Raw genomic sequence first — 17,968 nt, 5'->3', positions numbered from 1 at the left:
ACTCTCTGAGAACGGGAGTATTTTTGTTGACTTAATGGTTGAAAAAGTCGATGAGTTCATCAACTTACCGAACTGGTGATAGGATCTCGAAAGTGTAAACTGTGATTTCAAGCGGTTTGACCACAGAAAGCCTTATTCCTTAACCCTGAGTAACAAAATCGTTGATTGTTATTCCTCTATTCGTTGCGTAGAGAGCGATTTAAGTCATGGGTTGGAGGCAGAGCGCGATGTAGGCACATTAACGGAGCAGGCATGGGTTTGAGCCTGTGAATGGCAATGTGATGTTGTGACCTAGGTCAGCGCTGAGTTCTGGGTGGTCAAAAACACGCGCTGACCTGTCTTTGTTCGTTAAGTTAGCTATCGCTATTAATGAGCTCATCCGCCGGAACATAGGGAAGCCCAAATCCTTCTGCAACATGTTGGCAGGTGATATGGCCTTGGCAGATGTTGAGACCCTGTTTTAAGCCGGGATCATCGCGCATTGCTTGTTGGTATCCTAAGTTGGCGATATTAATGATATACGGTAACGTGGCATTGTTTAATGCCAGTGTGGCTGTTCTTGCGATAGCACCGGGCATGTTAGCGACGCAATAATGAATAATATTTTGCTCAATAAACGTTGGCTCATCATGTGTGGTTGGCCGAGAGGTTGCAAAACATCCACCTTGATCAATCGCGACATCGACGAGGACGGCTCGCGGTTTCATGAGCGCTAATTGTTGCTTTGAGACCAGTTTAGGCGCTTGTGCACCAGGAATAAGGACCGCTCCGATCACCAGGTCGGCACGTTTAAGTTGAGTTTCAATGGCATCTTGAGTGGCAAATAATAAGGTCGCTTTGCCTTGGAATTCTCGGTCGAGGCCGCGTAATACCTCGATGTTACGGTCGATGAGGGTAACATTGACTCGCATCCCAAGCGCAATGCGTGCAGCGCTTGAGCCTACCACGCCAGCGCCTAAAATGAGGACATTGGCTGGGGCCACACCAGGGACACCTCCAAGCAAAATACCTTGGCCTCCTTTGGATTTTTCCAGTATGTTTGCTCCGGCTTGTACCGACATACGGCCTGCAACTTCTGACATTGGGGCTAAAAGTGGCAGTCTACCCATATAATCTGTTACAGTCTCATAGGCAATGCAGATAGCTTTGCTCTTGATAAGTGCTTCAGTTTGTGGAAAATCTGGAGCAAGGTGCAAATAAGTAAATAATATTTGCCCCTTCCTCAACATAATCAGTTCATTATCCAAAGGTTCTTTAACCTTGATGATCATATCTGCTTGTGAGAAAACTTCGGTGGCAGTAGGAAGAATGGAAGCGCCTGCAGCGATGTAGTCACTGTCAGAAATGCCGATGCCGAAACCCGCGTTGGTTTCAATCATAACTTGATGTCCATGTGCAATGAGTTCTTTTGCACTGGCAGGGGTTAAGCCAACACGGTATTCATGGTTTTTGAGTTCTTTGGGGACGCCAATAATCATTTTAGTACCTCGCTAAGCCAAGGGGATAATGATAATGTTTTTGGTGAGGGGAATTAACGAATTTAACACTAGTATAGTTGCTGGTTGTTTATATTTAATGCTAAATATGAGTAATATATAACACATATATTTGCAAGGAAGTAAAAAGGTGGAATAAAAAATGGTAGACAACTATAAAAAGCCGTCCAAGGATTTAGACCGTATCGATCGCAATATACTCAATGAGTTGCAGAAAGATGGTCGAATTTCTAACGTTGAATTATCCAAACGTGTTGGACTTTCTCCCACGCCCTGTTTGGAACGTGTGCGTCGCTTGGAGCGTCAAGGCTATATCAATGGCTACACAGCATTATTGAACCCGCAGTATCTTGATGCCTCATTATTGGTTTTTGTTGAAATTACACTCAATCGTGGTGCACCGGATGTCTTCGAACAGTTCAACACGGCAGTACAAAAATTGGATGATATTCAAGAGTGTCACTTAGTGTCGGGTGATTTTGACTATCTCCTTAAAACTCGTGTGTCTGATATGAGTGCATATCGGAAATTGCTCGGGGATACGTTATTGCGTTTACCTGGCGTTAATGACACACGAACCTATGTTGTAATGGAAGAAGTAAAACAAACCAACCATTTGGTGATCAAAACTCGCTAACGTGAGTTTTGTTAAATATTGTCACTTCTTGCCACATTCTGACTTTACCTGATTGGGTTTTTGACGTGATTGTGGTTAAATCTTGCAACAAACCGAGCGGCCTTGTGCCGCTCGGACTGTTTTCACGTCTATTATGTACGTATAGTATTTCCTATATTGGCTAAAGTCATATCAAGTTGGTTTATGTTCAGAGAACACAAGAATAAAGTGGCAACCATAATTAAGACAGGCGATGATGCTCCGATGTTTCGCTTGAATGGTGTCGAACGATTAAAAGAGTGTGGCCTTATCTTAGCCGTATTGGCTTCGGTGTTGCTGGCTGTGTCCCTATTTACCTTCAATCCAGCCGATCCGTCTTGGTCGCAGACGGCCTGGGGTTCTGATATCCACAATGCAGGCGGGCTATTTGGTGCGTGGGTGGCGGATACCTTGTTTTTTATATTTGGCTCATTGGCGTATAGCATTCCTTTTTTGTGTACGCTAGGTGCTTGGATTGTGCTTCGCAAGCGTTCCAGTGACGAGGAAATTGACTTTACCTTGTGGGGCACTCGCTTACTCGGTGTGGTGGTGTTAATACTGACCAGTTGCGCCTTAGCCGATATTAACTTTGATGATCTGTGGTATTTCTCTTCTGGCGGTGTGATTGGTGATGTGATCACTAGCCTGTCGTTGCCGACGCTGAATGTTCTTGGCACGACGCTGGCCATGTTGTTTTTGTGGGGGGCGGGGTTTACCTTGCTGACGGGAATTTCGTGGTTGCGTATTGTCGAAGGACTCGGCGAGACCAGCATTAAAGTGTTCCACTGGTTATTAGGGCGTTTACGTAAAGAGAAAGACGAACTGGTGACGCCAGATCTTGGTTCGCCATTGATGACCGATGAGGCGCTTACTTCGGACACGCAACTTTCCGATGAAGACGATGACGTTGTGGTTGCGCCAACAGTATCAGATACCAACAGCGATGATCCTTTGTTGACCTCGCAATCGGCAGTGCCCTCAGAGTCGTATGAGTCCGAGCCTGTCGACTCGGTTGAGACACCGGACGAGCCCGCACCGCGCCGTTTTAATATTCATATGCCGCAAGTGGCGCCAGCTCGCCAACCTGAACCGACTCGTTATACGTATCAAGATGACCAAGATGATTTGAGCGTATCACGCAGTCACCAGTTGGATGCGACGATAGAGTCATTAGATGAAGACGCGCGAAGTCACAACGATTATGCGGAAGACACTGAGTTCGGAGCGTCCCAATGGGAGACGCCAGAGCCCGTCTATGTCGATGCTGACTCACAGACGCACAGTGAGGAGCCATCTCACCCTTCCATTTCTAATTTTGATGCAGTTGACGATGAAGCGCCGCTCATGTCTTTAGATTCGACTGACCCTGAATTGTCTACTGCTTCTGCGCCGTTTGCACAGACAGAGGAAAGCGAGTCTGATTGGCGAGAAGACGATGATGAGACCGACGAAGCAGAGGATGTCGATGCGGATGTGCAAGCATTCCAAAGTTTGGTGTCCGATGCACAAGCGAATATGGCAGGTCAGCAAAATCCATTTTTAGTGAGTCAGGAAGAAACGTTACCTGTACCAGAAGAACCGATGCCAACGTTTGACTTGCTTTACCACCCAGAGAAGCGTGATAACTTTATTGATCGTGATGCATTGGAAGAGATTGCGCGCTTGGTTGAATCGAAGCTGGCTGATTATAAAATCAAAGCCAAAGTGGTGGATATTTTCCCAGGCCCTGTCATTACCCGTTTTGAGTTGGACTTAGCACCGGGCGTTAAAGTCAGCCGTATTTCCAATCTTGCGACGGATTTGGCGCGTTCATTATCGGCGATGGCGGTGCGCGTGGTGGAAGTGATTCCGGGTAAACCGTATGTCGGTCTCGAGTTGCCAAACATCACTCGTCAAACGGTGTACCTGTCTGACGTTATCAGTAGTGAAGAGTTTCAACAATCGAGTTCGCCGACTGCCGTGGTTCTTGGCCAAGATATCGCTGGTGAAGCGGTGATCGCTGATTTAGCAAAAATGCCGCATGTTCTCGTGGCGGGGACGACCGGTTCTGGTAAATCGGTTGGTGTGAACGTCATGATTTTGAGCATGCTCTATAAGGCGACGCCAGAAGACATTCGTTTCATCATGATCGATCCGAAAATGCTTGAACTGTCGATTTATGAGGGCATTCCTCATCTATTGTCGGAAGTTGTTACCGATATGAAAGATGCCTCGAACGCGTTGCGTTGGTGTGTTGGTGAAATGGAACGTCGTTATAAATTGATGTCGGCGTTGGGCGTACGTAATGTGAAGGGCTTTAACCAAAAACTCAAAATGGCCGCCGAGGCCGGACATCCGATTCATGATCCTCTTTGGCAACCTGGCGACAGTATGGACGCAGAAGCGCCTTTACTAGAGAAACTCCCCTTTATCGTCGTGATTGTTGATGAGTTCGCGGATTTGATGATGGTGGTCGGTAAGAAAGTTGAAGAGCTGATCGCCCGCTTGGCTCAAAAAGCCCGAGCCGCAGGGATTCACTTGATTTTGGCGACGCAGCGTCCATCGGTGGATGTTATCACTGGATTGATTAAAGCGAATATTCCAGCACGTGTCGCGTTTACCGTCTCGACCAAAACAGACTCACGGACGATTTTAGACCAAGGTGGGGCAGAATCGTTGCTTGGTATGGGGGATATGTTGTACTTACCCGCTGGCTCAAGTCATGCAGTACGTGTGCATGGCGCGTTTGCCTCTGATGATGATGTGCACGCCGTGGTCAACAATTGGAAGGCACGAGGTAAGCCGAACTATATTGAGGAAATTACGTCGGGCGATCAAGGACCTGAAGCGATGTTACCCGGTGAGAAAAGTGAAGCGGAAGAAGACACCGATCCACTGTTTGATCAAGTGGTTGAGCACGTGGTGCAAAGTCGCCGGGGCTCGGTATCTGGTGTACAACGCCGTTTTAAGATTGGTTATAACCGAGCTGCACGCATTATCGAGCAACTACAAGCTCAAGGCATTGTCAGTGCGCCAGGCCATAATGGTAACCGCGAAGTACTCGCACCAGCACCGCCACGCGAATAGACCGTTGTTATCATGTCATCGATGAAAAGAGCGCCAAACGGCGCTCTTTTTATTTTTAGGAGGCGCTATGACGAGAGGTTACATTGAGCGTAATGGTTTCACGCATTGAGAGGTGATAAGCAGCGCAAATGCGACAAGGTTTCCGATGAAAATGATGACCAACCATTGTGGCATGGACAGTGATAAGAATTGCCATACAATATCACCACAGTCGCCGTACGCTTTAAACATCCATGGCATCCAGTCATTGAGTGGTAGCCAACTTGGTAGTGTGACAAACCGATCACAGGTGGTGAACGGAGAAGGATGAAACTGAAGGTTGACGTGTTCTAATGCCAGCCTTACGCCTTTATATGTGCAGCCTCCCCACAGCAACAGACCGACCCAGCGAAAGACTCGGTTGTTAGGGGCTATCGCACCGATTAACGCGGCACCACCGATACCTAACATAGCGATACGCTCGTAAATACACATGACGCATGGTGCTAATCCCAGTACATGCTGAAAGAATAACGCACAGCCTTCAAAAAACACCACAAATGCGAACAGCAGCAACCAAGGTAAACGCTGGCGCGAAATAGTATTCAAATAGGAAAATAGAGTCACAATGATATCCTCGAAAAAAAAGCTCTGACATATCAGAGCTTTTTAAGCTAAATGAGTTCCTTATAGTAAGCCACTTTTAATGGCTTGTCCCTGATTGACCCGATAAAATCTCTGAGTGATGTGATATCCAACCCAGGTCATAAAAATGTTGAGTCACGGGATCCAGGAACACCATGATACCGAGTAAGCCGACGAGCGACAGGACAATGGTATAAGGCAGTGCCATCAACACCATTCTTCCATAGGATAAACGGATTAAGGGCGCCAGCGCTGAGGTCAGCAAGAATAGAAAGGCAGCTTGTCCATTTGGTGTCGCGACGGAAGGTAAGTTGGTACCGGTGTTAATGGCAACGGCTAGCATGGCAAACTGATCCGTATTGATGATGCCATGCATGAGGGCGGCTTTCACTTCGTTAATATACACCGTCCCCACGAACACGTTATCCGATACCATCGACAGCAGACCATTCGCGACATAAAACAGCGCGAGCTGCGTCCCGTTATCTTCAATATGTAATACCCAATCAATGATAGGAGTAAAGAGGTGCTGGTCGATGATGACCGCCACCACCGAAAAGAACACCGCCAATAATGCGGTAAATGGCATGGCTTCTTCAAACGCTTTGCCCAAGGCATGCTCTTCAACCACACCAGTAAAGGCGGTTGCCATGATGATGACCGAAAGTCCAATTAAGCCTACCGCCGCTAAGTGCAACGCTAAGCCTGCAATTAACCAAACCGCAATGACCCCTTGCACCCACAACTTGGCTACATCTTGACTGGTGCGATTCTCACGTTCTTGACGGTTAAAATCGACGAGAATTTTACGCACGTTGGTAGGCAGTGGGGAGCCGTAGCCAAAGGCTTTGAATTTTTCGACTAATATGCACGTGATGATGCCGGCAATAAACACTGGAAGCGTGACAGGCGCCATGCGTAAAATAAATTCGCCAAAAAGCCAGCCGGCCTTATCGGCAATAATTAGGTTTTGTGGTTCTCCGACCATGGTCGTCACGCCGCCCAGTGCCGTACCAATGCCCGCATGCATTAAGAGTGACCGTAAAAATCCGCGATATTGTTCTAAGTCATCACGGGTTAATTCGCTGATGTTTTCATCTTTGGTATGATCGTGATTGGAATTAAAATTCTGACCAGAAGCGACTTTGTGATAAATCGCGTAAAAGCCGACAGCGACACTAATGATCACCGCGATGACGGTTAGGGCGTCAAGGAATGCGGAGAGTAGGGCTGCTGCGACGCAGAACGCGACAGACAAGGCTATTTTGGAGCGAATACTTAATAAGATTTTAGTAAAAATGAACAACAGCAGCTGTTTCATGAAGTAAATACCAGCGACCATAAAAATCAGCAGTAGTAACACTTCCATGTTGTTGGCTAACTCGTGTTTCACCTGTCCTGGACTGGTCATCCCAATGATAATGGCTTCAATGGCCAGCAGACCGCCGGGTTGTAATGGATAGCATTTCAGCGCCATGGCTAGGGTAAAAATAAACTCAACAACGAGTAGCCAGCCAGCAACAAACGGACTAATAAAAAAGAAGACGAACGGGTTAATAACGAGAAACGCGATAATGGCAACTTTATACCAGTCAGGAGCTTTGCCAAGAAAGTTCTTAATAAACGCGTGTCCTAAAGTTATTGGCATGGTAATGACTCTTATCTGTAGTGTGTAGTTATGGAATCTCAGTGTAATTAAAGGCTTGGTCGCTTGAAAAGAAAGAATAATAGTGTGTTTAAACGTGACGACGAATGGCAATGCTGACCATTGATTGTCGTAGCGTACTTAACGACGTTCGCTTTTACCTTTGAAACCGTAACTGTCCTTTAAACAGTGAACAAAATAGGAACTTTTACTTCACTGCGCCTTGTAGCTCAGTATCTTATACAGGCTAAATCCTAATGAGCATATCACAACCTTGTCCTGCGAATCAGCAAAACTATTGACCAATTGAAAAAGCAATAAATCCCTACAAATCGCGTGTTTTTGTCGGTAATGGTGTGATAAACCCAAGACGTTCGCGTCTTTTCGTTATTGGAATTGTCAATATAGCACTGTGATTCGTGCAACAGGAAATATTTTGAAACACAAAAGGAATTCGGATTTTGTAACAATAAATGAGTGCTCTGGTTATTTTGTTAATGACGATTCAAAATAATGTAATAAATTGAACACTTTCTTGAAGATGGTTTTCGAGATCTCGCTTATAGTGGTATGATGAGTACTATTAGATTAATAAATAAAAACTGGAAACGTACTTAATGGTCATTAAGGCAAAGAGCCCAGCAGGTTTTGCAGAAAAGTACATTATTGAGAGTATCTGGAATGGACGTTTTCCACCAGGCTCTATTTTACCGGCCGAGCGCGAGCTCTCTGAGTTAATTGGTGTCACAAGAACGACACTTCGTGAAGTGTTACAACGTCTAGCGCGTGATGGTTGGTTGACGATTCAACATGGGAAACCGACCAAGGTCAATCAGTTTATGGAGACATCAGGGCTACATATATTGGATACCTTGATGACGTTAGATGCTGATAATGCGACTTCGATTGTCGAAGATTTATTAGCCGCAAGAACCAATATCAGTCCAATTTTTATGCGTTACGCTTTTAAAGTGAATCCAGAGCATTCGCAGCGTACCATTACCAATGTGATTGAATCTTGTGAAGCCTTATTACATGCACCGACATGGGAGGAATTTATTACTCATTCTCCTTATGCCGATAAAATTGTGCAGAATGTGAAACCCGATTCTGAGTGTGAAGAAGGGATGCGTGAGATTCATCTGGTCGCGAAAACGTTTAATTTTTACGATTATATGCTTTTCCAACGTTTAGCCTTTCATTCGGGCAACCAAATTTACGGTCTCATTTTTAATGGCTTGAAAAAGTTATATGATCGCGTGGGCAGTTATTACTTTTCTAATGCGGAAAGTCGCGAGCTAGCCTTGCAGTTTTATCGCGATCTTCTGAAGATTTGTGAAAGTGGTAATAGTGAACAGTTACCCAATACCATTCGTCAATATGGTCTAGACAGTGCGCACCTGTGGAATGAGATGAAAAAGACGTTGCCTTCGAGCTTTACTGAAGACGACAGCTAATTGAAGCGATGTGATTGCATAAAAAACCTGATGTTATCCGCATCAGGTTTTTTTATCTCATTTATAAACCTTGAGTTCGGCCGCCAGCGGCTTTAAACCAAACCGCAAGATGTTTTTTAAGATCTTTTAATTCATCCGGGCCAATCAAGGCCAATCCTAAATCTTCTGCTCGAGTGATGTCATTGTGACGCAGAGGTCGAAAGCTCACCAACATGGCTCGTGCTTGCAAGCCACCGAGTAAATCACGTAATGACTCAAGCTTGTACAAGGTGTCATCACCGTCGTCACGCATTCCTTTTGTTTTGCATTCGATAATATGCAGCTTATTGTTCACCACGCAGGCAATGTCTAACTCATTGCGAATTTCCCGCTCACCTCGTTGGCGATAGACTTGTACGTTGAGCGAGCGATCTTGAATCGTTGGCATATCGTCTTGAATTTGTTTCACCGTAGTATGAACAAGGGTTTCCAACCATTCCCCATTGGAAAAACGACGGGCATCCTCGTTCAAAAAGGTCAAAATGCCGTTCTCGTAAGTGGCAATTTGCGCACCGACAAGATCTTCCAACAAAATGTTCAGCTCGCGGTAGCCTTGTTGTTTTTCTGATAACTCAACGTCTAAGCGTTGCTCTTTACGACAGGTTGTGGCTAAGTAATTCAGTGTTGCTAGCCCTGGGCCTAATTCCAGTGCATGGCTTGCCCAGCGCTCTCCTAATTCGTACAACTTGCGATCCAATTGAGGGGATATTGGGTGTTCGGTAAATTCACCTCGTGCACCGAAAATGGTCAGATAATCGGATATGGTAATGTGGTCTTGTACTTGTCTATCTTTATTTTCATCAGGATAGAGCCAACACAACAAATCGCTGTTGGGTTCGACCACAAAAATCGGCCAATGATAAGAACGAAAGACTTCGTAAACGGCGAGTAAATGATGCCTTGCACCACAGCTCGCATTGAGGCAGACATTGGCATCACGTGATTTTAAATCGATGGCCAATTTGCGTGTGCTGTTTTTTATATCCGTAATATTGGTGCCTGGGGGGATAATAAAAAACTCGGTGCGAATACCGCGGTTATTCAGAACGGTTTCCAAGCGTTGATAGATGATTTCTTGATCTTGATTACCTACGAACACCATTTTAGAGCATTCGATTCTATCATCTAATAACGGCGTGATCAGGCGGATAGGATCTTGATCGATAATGCCAACATGAATATCCATTGAAGTGTTTATCCTCATGTACGACTTGCAAACTAATGACATAAAAGGGGGCGCGCAAGCGTATAACGGTTTAAAAGTAAAAAACGAGTGATTCTGCTATTGGAATCAAATAGAGCACGTGACTCTAAATACGACAATATCATGGTCAATTATTATCATATTCACACTATTATTCAGTATTTTGCGATACAAATGACATCATAGCGTAAAAGATTAGACAGCCTGATTGATAATAGTTCATCTTAGGGAAAATAAATCGTCCGTTCTCACAAGGATGAGCGAGTGAATCGGGTTTCTTGTTGAGCTTTACGAACCCATGTCGCATACTCATAATTATTTACTAACTCTCTCATTTACTTGGAGTCTACTCATGGCAGAAGAAACCATCTTCAGCAAAATTGTGCGTAAAGAAATTGCTTCCGATATTTTGTATCAAGACGATTTAGTCACCGCATTTCGCGATATCACGCCTCGCGCCCCGAGCCACATTCTGATTATCCCTAACAAGTTGATTCCAACCGTCAACGATGTGGAAGAAGAGGATGAGCTCGCGTTAGGTCGTATGTTTACCGTGGCAAAGAAAATTGCTCAGCAAGAAGGTATCGATGCGGATGGTTATCGCTTAATCGTCAATACTAATGCGTATGGAGGACAAGAGGTCTATCACATTCACATGCACTTATTGGGCGGACGTCCGCTCGGTCCTTTGTTAATGAGTTAAGTGTCCATGGGCTGGATGTGAAATTGACAGGAATGTGTGAATGGTGTGGTTATCAAAAGGAAGCGATCAGTGAATAGCTATCGACGCTATGTAATGTTAGGTCTAAGCACCTTACTTTTAAATGGGTGTGCAACATTTACCGCCAGTAATTTGTTTAGCCATTATAGTGCGCAAAACAGTGATGTTTATGAGGCGGTTGCGGCCGGAAGTTATACTGATGCGGCAGAGGCTTTAGATGATGGCACCATTGGTGGTGATATTTTAGATAATATGGAGCGTGGGCGTGTTTATTGGCTCGCTCAACAGTATCCCAAAAGCATGCAGGCGCTCCATGCATCGGACCACGCGGTCGACGTGTTGCAGCAGAAAGCCAAAATTTCATTAAGTGAAACCGCCAGTTCGCTGGGCGTCTTGGCGGTGAACGATAATCTGCATACGTATACGCCAGCGGATTATGAATTGGGTTTTTTACATTTATACCTAGGTTTAAATTATCTGCGTGATAACCACCTAGAAGATGCCATCGTTGAAATGCGACGTGCCAATGCGGTACAGAAAAAAGCCCGTGAACAAAGAGAGAAAGAACTGAACTCAGCACAGCGCAAGCTGTCTTCAGAAGGGGTTTCACCGAATCTCGGCAGTGTGTTAGCGCATTACCCGAATGCGGGAAAAACCTTGGATGCCGTTCAAAATGGGTACTTATTTTTATTGTCTGCTTTGTTGTATGAAGCCCAAGGAGATTTGAACGACGCGTACGTTGATTATCGACGTGCGTTGGCGGTTGCACCGAACAACCCGACGGTCATTCAAGGGACGCTGCGCGTGGCCAAGTCCCTCGGGATGCAGCAAGATTACGCGCAGTTACACGCTCGTTATGGCAAGCCAGTCACCCTAAGTGCGACACAAGGGCGTGTGATTATTATTGATGAGCAAGGAGTGGTTGATCAATTGAGAGGCTGGGAACTGTCATTACCTCTGTATGGCGGCCATGGAACTATGGCGTTGTATTCTGTCGCGCTCCCTCATTATCCGACGCGTTCTCATCCACCCTTAGCGCCACTCGTGATTAATGGTGATTCTCGGCAAGTGGCGTCATTGGTGGATGTGAATCGCATGGCGAAGTACAACCTGAGTGAGCGGATGCCTGTACTACTCTTGCGTCAAGCGATTCGAGTGGTGGCAAAAGATGAACTGCGTAAAGAAATGGCCAAAGAAGATCAAATTAGCGGTTTGGTTATGAACATATGGAATACGTTGACTGAGCAGCCGGACACACGAAGCTGGATGATGTTGCCCGCTCAGGTCGGAACGCTAAGTCGAGTGGTGCCTGCCGGAGAACAAACGTTAACGGTGTCTGGGCACAACTATCACTTTGATGTAGCAGCAGGAAAAACGGTGCTTGTATGGATGTCCCGACAAGGGCAGCAAGCAACATTGTGGCACAAACAATTGGGACAATTACAATGAAACTAGCATTAATAGGATTACTTGCCGTCACAGGACTGGTGGGGTGCAGCACGAATACCTCCGGGCTGCAAATTGATGGCGCCAACCAGCGGGTGATTTTTGGTCAGTCCGCGCTAGATGATGCGCTGAAAGTGGCCGATATCTCAACGGAAAAAGTGCACCATCATGTGCGCGGTTCTGTGTTCTTGGTCAATCAAACTACTCATGACCAGTCCGTCCAATACCGTTTTTATTGGTATGATCACCAAGGATTGCAAGTCAATATGCAGCCTTCTGCGTGGCAACCGTTATTGATACATGGTGGGGAAACGGTGACCGTCTCCGAAGTGTCAATCAGCCCACAAGGGCAGCAGTTCCGTTTACAGATTCGTGAAAACAAATAAGTCATTTAAAATTTTTGAGGATAAATAATGAAGAAAAGTCTCTGGATTGCACTAGGTCTTGCGATGGCGCTAAGTGGCTGTTCGAATACGGTGAGCTATGGCGATGCCCAAGGCGTAGAAAGCGTTAACGTTGATTTTGGCTCAACCGATTTACAAAAAATTGCCGCCAATATGGTCGACAGCATGATGAGCTCAGGTTCTGTCGCTATGCTGACCAAAGATCAGCGTCCGATTGTGTTTGTTGAGCGTATTAAGAACAAGACCAGTGAACACATTGATACTGAGTCGATCACCGATACCATCAGCACCAAAATGTTGAACTCAGGAAAATTCCGTTTTGTCGATATGAGCCGTGTTGAATCGGTACGTAAACAACTTCAATTCCAAAATAACGATGAGCTTGTAGACCAACGTTCTGCGGTGAAGTTTGGTAAAATGGTCGGAGCTCAATACATGCTCTACGGTAACCTATCTAGCATCGTTAAAAACAATTCGGACGTCAAAGATGTGTACTACAAGATGACGATGCGTTTAATGGATTTGAAAACCGGTTTGATTGAGTGGGCTGATGAAACTGAAATCCGTAAAGATGAGAAGAAAAGTCTATTTGGTTTATAGGCCTCGTACGGTTTAGTGGAGACGTGAATGGCAAAAATAGCTTGGGCTGATGCGTGTCAGCTCGATACCTCGTTGGCATCCTTGGAGCAATACTTCAATGCCACGCCTGCCTATGCACAAACATTGGCGGGAGGCTTAACGAATCGGTGTTGGAAAATTGACATGCCAGGGCAAGGGTGTTTTGTGTGGCGGCCGATATCGTCACTGACTCAAGCGTTTGCTATTTCACGTTTCCAAGAGTATCAAATTCTCAAAGCCCTTGATGCTGAGCCGTTTGTTCCACAAGCGGCTTTTATTAATAACGAAGGACTGTTAGTTGAATGGCTGGACGGCGAGCTTGTCTCTGCGGATGAAAACATCACTATGACGTTAAAATGTATGATGCATATTCATCAAATTGACCCACAGCGTATTCCCATCGCGCCTTTTAATTACACTGCGCGGGTGGATCACTATTGGCGGCAACTGTCGGCAGATGTGAAAGATGAGGCTCTATTAAAACTCTATCAAACCTGGCGGGATGTACCGGTTTTACCTCATGTCGACCTCACTCTGTGCCATTTTGATTTGGGGTTTCATAACTTGATCAAGCAAAGTGAGGGAGTGGTGGTCATTGATTGGGAATATGCCTGCATTGCCGATCCCCGGCTCGATCTCGCCTTGACGATTGGCATGGCTGATGTGAATTTACCGACTACGGTCGCTCAATACTGTCAGTTGCGTAATATCAAGGACATTGATGGTTGGATCAATGGGGTGAAGATCTGGCAACCTCGTACATTGCTGCTAGTGCTACTTTGGTGTTTGCTTGCGTTTCAAATTCGAGGTGAAGCGACGTATCAAGAGCAAGCACAAGACCTCAAAGCAAGGTTATGCCGTTAGGATCACGGTTTATTTAGCGGAATAATTTAGTCTAGGCTGAAAACACGTCGTGGAATCAATGAGAAGGAGCGATTCGGTATGATCATTTATTTGCATGGCTTTGATTCGACAAGTCCAGGTAACCACGAAAAAGTATTACAACTTAAGTTCATTGACGATGATGTCCGGTTTGTCAGTTACAGCACCTTGCATCCTAAGCATGATATGCAGCATCTGCTCAATGAAGTCCAAAAAGCGATTGAGACCAGCCATGACGAGCAAGCACTCATCTGTGGCGTCGGCTTGGGAGCGTATTGGGCAGAGCGTGTCGGCTATTTGTGTGGCATAAAGCAGGTGTTGTTTAATCCCAATTTACATCCAGAAAAAACCTTGCAGACCGCGATAGATCGCCCTGAAGAATTTGATGATATTGCCACCAAATGTCTGCCAGATTATCGAGAGCGTAACCAAGCTCGGTGTATGGTGATCCTGTCACGGCAAGACGAGGTTCTCGACAGTCGCGCAACGGCATCGGAGCTTGCGCCATTTTATGCCATTACCTGGGATGAAGAGCAGGGGCATAAATTTCCCAAAATCAGCCAGCATCTGCAAGCAATGAAAACGTTTAAAGCGGCCTAAAAAAGTCAAGCATACAAACGTAGCGGTGAAGCGGTAACAGTGCGTTCACCGCTTTTTTCATTGGATGCTTGATATGCTAGACTGAGGCACATTCTTTAGTTACAACACAGCCATTCGCCTTTATAATAAGGAAGAATTCAATATTACTGATAAAAATACCAATATTTTTTGAAATAAAGTGAAACTAAAGTAAAAATGGATGTCTAAGAAAGCCTGAAACACACTTATCAAAATACAATCGTGAATAATCGTGTTTTTCCAAGGCTGTTATCGCCTCGTATTCAATGAGAATTCCTTTGGTTCGAGACAATCGGGCCAAATTATAATTATTCACTTTTATTTTTGAGGATCTTTGTTTTGACACGCATAATTGTTGTAGGCGGCGGTGCTGGTGGTCTTGAACTTGTGACCAAGCTAGGCCGTACGTTAGGTCGAAAAAAGCGAGCACAAGTCACTCTTGTGGATCGAAATTCCAGTCACTTATGGAAACCGTTGTTGCATGAGGTTGCAACTGGCTCTATGGATGAGGGCGTGGATGCATTGAGTTATCGCGCGCATGCTCGTAATCACTCATTTGATTTCCAGTTAGGCAGTTTAGAAAATATTCACCGTGAGAGTAAGAAAATTACGCTTGCCGAAGTCCGCGATGACGATGGTGAGTTATTGATTGCGCAGCGGGAATTGGAATACGATATTTTAGTGCTAGCGATTGGCTCTACGTCGAACGATTTTAATACTCCTGGTGTTCGCGAACACTGTATTTTCCTCGACAGTCCAGATCAGGCAAATCGTTTTCGTACCCATATGAATAACGAGTTTTTGAAATTGCATGCCAAAGAAGGCCATGGTGAAGTAGACATCGCCATTGTTGGCGGTGGTGCCACTGGGGTGGAATTGTCTGCTGAATTGCACAATGCTGTGAAAGAGTTGAAAAACTACGGCTTTGGTGAACTCGATTCAAGCAAGTTAAATGTCAATCTGATTGAAGCGGGTGAGCGAATTTTACCAGCACTACCCCCGCGTATTTCAGGGGCTGCGCATCAAGAGCTCACTAAGCTTGGGGTAAATGTACGTACGGCCACCATGGTCACGCAAGCGGACAGCGACGGATTGACCACGAAAGAGGGTGAGAAAATCCATGCGCACATTATGGTGTGGGCGGCTGGCATTAAAGGCCCAGATTTTATGAAAGACATCGCGGGCTTGGAAACCAACCGAATCAATCAGCTTGTGGTGAAAGATACCTTGCAAACCACACGCGATGAAGACATTTTTGTGATCGGTGATTTAGCGCAATGCACTCAGCCTGATGGTAAATTTGTGCCACCACGTGCGCAAGCCGCACACCAAATGTCGACACGTGCCTATAAAAATATCATTGCGAAAATCAATGGTAATGAAATGAAAGGGTATATCTATAAAGATCATGGTTCGCTGGTGTCATTGAGCCGCTTCTCAACCGTGGGGAGCTTGATGGGGAACTTGACGAAAGGTTCGATGATGGTCGAGGGACGTATTGCTCGTATGGTATACATTTCATTGTATCGCATGCACCAAGTGGCGCTTCATGGCGTGATAAAAACAGGACTGGTGATGTTGGTGGGCCGGATTAACCGTGTGCTCAGACCTACGTTAAAGCTGCACTAAGCGATTGCAGTTCTTAATAAAAAACAGCGCGTTGGCGCTGTTTTTTTATGCGTGTTGCTGGCGAGGTAATACCGCATAGACCGCGCCATCTTTGGGGTGATTATGATCAATAAAGCGATTACGTGCGATAACTTCGAACTGTGCACCGCACGCTTGGGCAAGGGATTGACTGGGCTGATTCTCGGGATCACACACAATCTCTAAGCGAGTGAGTTTTAGTTTTGCAAAGCCAAATTCAATCAGTGCATTGAGCGCTTCTTTGCCATAACCGTGTCGCTGATGCGCGTCAGCGATCCAGTAGCCGAGGCTCGCCATATTGAATGTCGGATAAAATTCATTAATCGCGACCATGCCGACGAGCTCCTGCGTACGTTTGCAATAGACACCGAAACCATAGGCCTCCGACTTAACCCAATTAAGCCGCGTTGCTGAAATAAACCGCTCCGCTTCTATCAGAGAAAATGCCTCATGGCACCAGTCTATCCATCGATGCAGAGAGGGTGAGTGGCGAATACAGCGCGCCAAAGGCACGCCTTCTTCAACACCAATGAGTCTTAAGATTAAGTGCTGCGTAATGATATGAAAATCTGGAGCCATGGTTTCAATCCTTAAATCACATGGTCTGCACCATTTGGCATCATGCCAGTTATGATTTCACTTTACGCACTTGGATAATCATCCCCATCAATGGGTGATCCAAATAATGGGTTTCCCCACTGCGCATGCGACGTTTTTGATCCATACGATACGGTTTTAAGAAGGTTTCGACCGTTTTCGTCGGTGAAACGGACTCTAAATGGCCCAATTGAACGTCACTATCCGTATCTTCAGGACCCATTTCTAAATCCAATGGACGGTCTTTCAGTCCCACTTGCTGTGTCGTTGGCTCTTTTAAGTCCAATTCTGTTTGTACGTATAAATAGTGTTGTACGTAAACCTGTAACGTACCATCGAGTTCCGGAATGGGTTTCGATACGTTCTGCTCTTGCACACCGTCGCCTAAGCCGGCTTGATCTTGAGATGACGTGGTATCTTGCGACGCGTCAGACTCGGGTTCATTGGTAATTTCATGACCATTGGCGCGGAATTGATCTGAGTAATCTTTCCCAGCTTGAATGTGGAAGATCGGCGCTTGCTGGCTTCCTTCATCTCCTTGTCGCCAAGCCGTGTGTAATAACACGGTGTAGCCGGCATGCTCTCGTAATGTGTTGGCCTGTTGATCAAGTTGATAGGCCGACTTAGGCAGTAAAGTGACGCCTTTTTTCTGTAAGTAACTGGCATCACTAAAACTGCCTGCTCGTTTGAGCGAAACAGGCGGTAGGTTATTGGGCCACGATTCATTGACTTGCGCAGGATCCACCGAGCGCTTAAATAGAATGACTTCAATATCAAATTGGCGTTTTGCCCAAGTTGGCACAGATACCAACAACAGCAGTAAAGGGATCAGTGTTTTCATTATGACTC

General features: G+C 45.6%; 16 protein-coding genes. 10 read left to right on the top strand and 6 right to left on the bottom strand.

The features are described 5' to 3' along the window. Positions 1-353: 353 nt before the first annotated feature. Positions 354-1,478, bottom strand: coding sequence for an alanine dehydrogenase (ald, locus tag EAE30_RS13250; protein ID WP_123016348.1), 1,125 nt, complete (start codon positions 1,476-1,478; stop codon positions 354-356). 160 nt (positions 1,479-1,638) lie between these two features. On the opposite strand from ald, the gene lrp reads away from it, so the two are divergent. Further along, complete coding sequence (gene lrp / locus EAE30_RS13245; protein WP_123016347.1) at positions 1,639-2,133, top strand: leucine-responsive transcriptional regulator Lrp; 495 nt, start codon at positions 1,639-1,641, stop codon at positions 2,131-2,133. A 183-nt stretch (positions 2,134-2,316) separates the two neighbouring features. Next, on the top strand, positions 2,317-5,217 hold the full coding sequence (locus EAE30_RS13240) for a DNA translocase FtsK (RefSeq protein WP_123016346.1): 2,901 nt from the start codon (positions 2,317-2,319) through the stop codon (positions 5,215-5,217). Positions 5,218-5,295: 78 nt separating this feature from the next. Here the strand turns inward: EAE30_RS13240 and dsbB are convergent, their stop codons facing one another. Together dsbB and nhaB are read right to left on the bottom strand one after the other, a co-directional pair. After that, complete coding sequence (dsbB, locus tag EAE30_RS13235; protein WP_123016345.1) at positions 5,296-5,823, bottom strand: disulfide bond formation protein DsbB; 528 nt, start codon at positions 5,821-5,823, stop codon at positions 5,296-5,298. Positions 5,824-5,899: 76 nt separating this feature from the next. Continuing rightward, on the bottom strand, positions 5,900-7,489 hold the full coding sequence (nhaB, locus tag EAE30_RS13230; RefSeq protein ID WP_123016344.1) for a Na(+)/H(+) antiporter NhaB: 1,590 nt from the start codon (positions 7,487-7,489) through the stop codon (positions 5,900-5,902). Between the two features lie 614 nt (positions 7,490-8,103). Between nhaB and fadR the strand changes: the two genes are divergently transcribed. Continuing rightward, positions 8,104-8,943, top strand: a complete 840-nt coding sequence (fadR, locus tag EAE30_RS13225) for a fatty acid metabolism transcriptional regulator FadR (protein ID WP_123016343.1) — start codon at positions 8,104-8,106, stop codon at positions 8,941-8,943. Positions 8,944-9,004: 61 nt separating this feature from the next. Here fadR and EAE30_RS13220 read toward each other — a convergent pair whose 3' ends face one another. Beyond that, positions 9,005-10,168: a DUF1887 family protein gene (locus tag EAE30_RS13220; protein ID WP_123016342.1), complete on the bottom strand. Its 1,164-nt coding sequence runs from the start codon at positions 10,166-10,168 to the stop codon at positions 9,005-9,007. Positions 10,169-10,538: 370 nt separating this feature from the next. On the opposite strand from EAE30_RS13220, the gene hinT reads away from it, so the two are divergent. The 7 genes from hinT (at position 10,539) to EAE30_RS13185 (ending at position 16,504) form a co-directional block, all read left to right on the top strand. Beyond that, complete coding sequence (hinT, locus tag EAE30_RS13215; RefSeq protein WP_123016341.1) at positions 10,539-10,889, top strand: purine nucleoside phosphoramidase; 351 nt, start codon at positions 10,539-10,541, stop codon at positions 10,887-10,889. A 93-nt stretch (positions 10,890-10,982) separates the two neighbouring features. Then, complete coding sequence (locus EAE30_RS13210) at positions 10,983-12,356, top strand: COG3014 family protein (protein WP_123016340.1); 1,374 nt, start codon at positions 10,983-10,985, stop codon at positions 12,354-12,356. After that, the gene (locus EAE30_RS13205) at positions 12,353-12,739 is read left to right on the top strand and encodes a YcfL family putative periplasmic lipoprotein (protein ID WP_123016339.1); all 387 of its coding nucleotides are present in this window, start codon (positions 12,353-12,355) and stop codon (positions 12,737-12,739) included. Before EAE30_RS13210 ends, EAE30_RS13205 begins: the two co-directional genes overlap by 4 nt. A 27-nt stretch (positions 12,740-12,766) precedes the next feature. Continuing rightward, positions 12,767-13,357, top strand: a complete 591-nt coding sequence (gene lpoB, locus EAE30_RS13200) for a penicillin-binding protein activator LpoB (protein ID WP_123016338.1) — start codon at positions 12,767-12,769, stop codon at positions 13,355-13,357. 27 nt (positions 13,358-13,384) lie between these two features. Continuing rightward, a complete protein-coding gene (locus tag EAE30_RS13195; protein ID WP_123016337.1) occupies positions 13,385-14,239 on the top strand; it encodes a phosphotransferase in 855 nt (284 codons plus the stop codon). 78 nt (positions 14,240-14,317) lie between these two features. After that, positions 14,318-14,857 (top strand): alpha/beta hydrolase YcfP, encoded by a 540-nt coding sequence (gene ycfP, locus EAE30_RS13190; protein ID WP_123016336.1) that lies wholly within the window; start codon positions 14,318-14,320, stop codon positions 14,855-14,857. 357 nt (positions 14,858-15,214) lie between these two features. Further along, the gene (locus tag EAE30_RS13185; RefSeq protein WP_123016335.1) at positions 15,215-16,504 is read left to right on the top strand and encodes an NAD(P)/FAD-dependent oxidoreductase; all 1,290 of its coding nucleotides are present in this window, start codon (positions 15,215-15,217) and stop codon (positions 16,502-16,504) included. A gap of 45 nt (positions 16,505-16,549) precedes the next feature. On the opposite strand, the gene EAE30_RS13180 is transcribed toward EAE30_RS13185, so the two are convergent. Next, positions 16,550-17,101: a GNAT family N-acetyltransferase gene (locus tag EAE30_RS13180; protein ID WP_123016334.1), complete on the bottom strand. Its 552-nt coding sequence runs from the start codon at positions 17,099-17,101 to the stop codon at positions 16,550-16,552. A gap of 49 nt (positions 17,102-17,150) precedes the next feature. Continuing rightward, positions 17,151-17,960 carry a peptidoglycan binding protein CsiV gene (locus EAE30_RS13175; protein ID WP_123016333.1) on the bottom strand — a complete coding sequence of 270 codons (810 nt, stop codon included), beginning with the start codon at positions 17,958-17,960 and terminating at the stop codon, positions 17,151-17,153. Between the last annotated feature and the right edge of the window lie 8 nt (positions 17,961-17,968).

Source organism: Vibrio zhugei, assembly GCF_003716875.1.
In the GTDB taxonomy this organism is placed as follows: domain Bacteria; phylum Pseudomonadota; class Gammaproteobacteria; order Enterobacterales; family Vibrionaceae; genus Vibrio; species Vibrio zhugei.
The sequence above is the reverse complement of the archived record's forward strand: the minus strand, read 5'-3'. Positions and strand labels throughout refer to the sequence as shown.

What these genes read in the sequence shown, in the direction of transcription:
- EAE30_RS13195 (WP_123016337.1), top strand. Translation starts at nt 13,385, where the DNA reads ATGGCAAAAATAGCTTGGGCTGATGCGTGTCAGCTCGATACCTCGTTG.
- EAE30_RS13205 (WP_123016339.1), top strand. Translation starts at nt 12,353, where the DNA reads ATGAAACTAGCATTAATAGGATTACTTGCCGTCACAGGACTGGTGGGG.
- lrp (WP_123016347.1), top strand. Translation starts at nt 1,639, where the DNA reads ATGGTAGACAACTATAAAAAGCCGTCCAAGGATTTAGACCGTATCGAT.
- EAE30_RS13210 (WP_123016340.1), top strand. Translation starts at nt 10,983, where the DNA reads ATGTTAGGTCTAAGCACCTTACTTTTAAATGGGTGTGCAACATTTACC.
- fadR (WP_123016343.1), top strand. Translation starts at nt 8,104, where the DNA reads ATGGTCATTAAGGCAAAGAGCCCAGCAGGTTTTGCAGAAAAGTACATT.
- hinT (WP_123016341.1), top strand. Translation starts at nt 10,539, where the DNA reads ATGGCAGAAGAAACCATCTTCAGCAAAATTGTGCGTAAAGAAATTGCT.
- EAE30_RS13240 (WP_123016346.1), top strand. Translation starts at nt 2,317, where the DNA reads ATGTTCAGAGAACACAAGAATAAAGTGGCAACCATAATTAAGACAGGC.
- nhaB (WP_123016344.1), bottom strand. Translation starts at nt 7,489, where the DNA reads ATGCCAATAACTTTAGGACACGCGTTTATTAAGAACTTTCTTGGCAAA.
- EAE30_RS13220 (WP_123016342.1), bottom strand. Translation starts at nt 10,168, where the DNA reads ATGGATATTCATGTTGGCATTATCGATCAAGATCCTATCCGCCTGATC.
- ycfP (WP_123016336.1), top strand. Translation starts at nt 14,318, where the DNA reads ATGATCATTTATTTGCATGGCTTTGATTCGACAAGTCCAGGTAACCAC.
- ald (WP_123016348.1), bottom strand. Translation starts at nt 1,478, where the DNA reads ATGATTATTGGCGTCCCCAAAGAACTCAAAAACCATGAATACCGTGTT.
- lpoB (WP_123016338.1), top strand. Translation starts at nt 12,767, where the DNA reads ATGAAGAAAAGTCTCTGGATTGCACTAGGTCTTGCGATGGCGCTAAGT.
- EAE30_RS13175 (WP_123016333.1), bottom strand. Translation starts at nt 17,960, where the DNA reads ATGAAAACACTGATCCCTTTACTGCTGTTGTTGGTATCTGTGCCAACT.
- EAE30_RS13180 (WP_123016334.1), bottom strand. Translation starts at nt 17,101, where the DNA reads ATGGCTCCAGATTTTCATATCATTACGCAGCACTTAATCTTAAGACTC.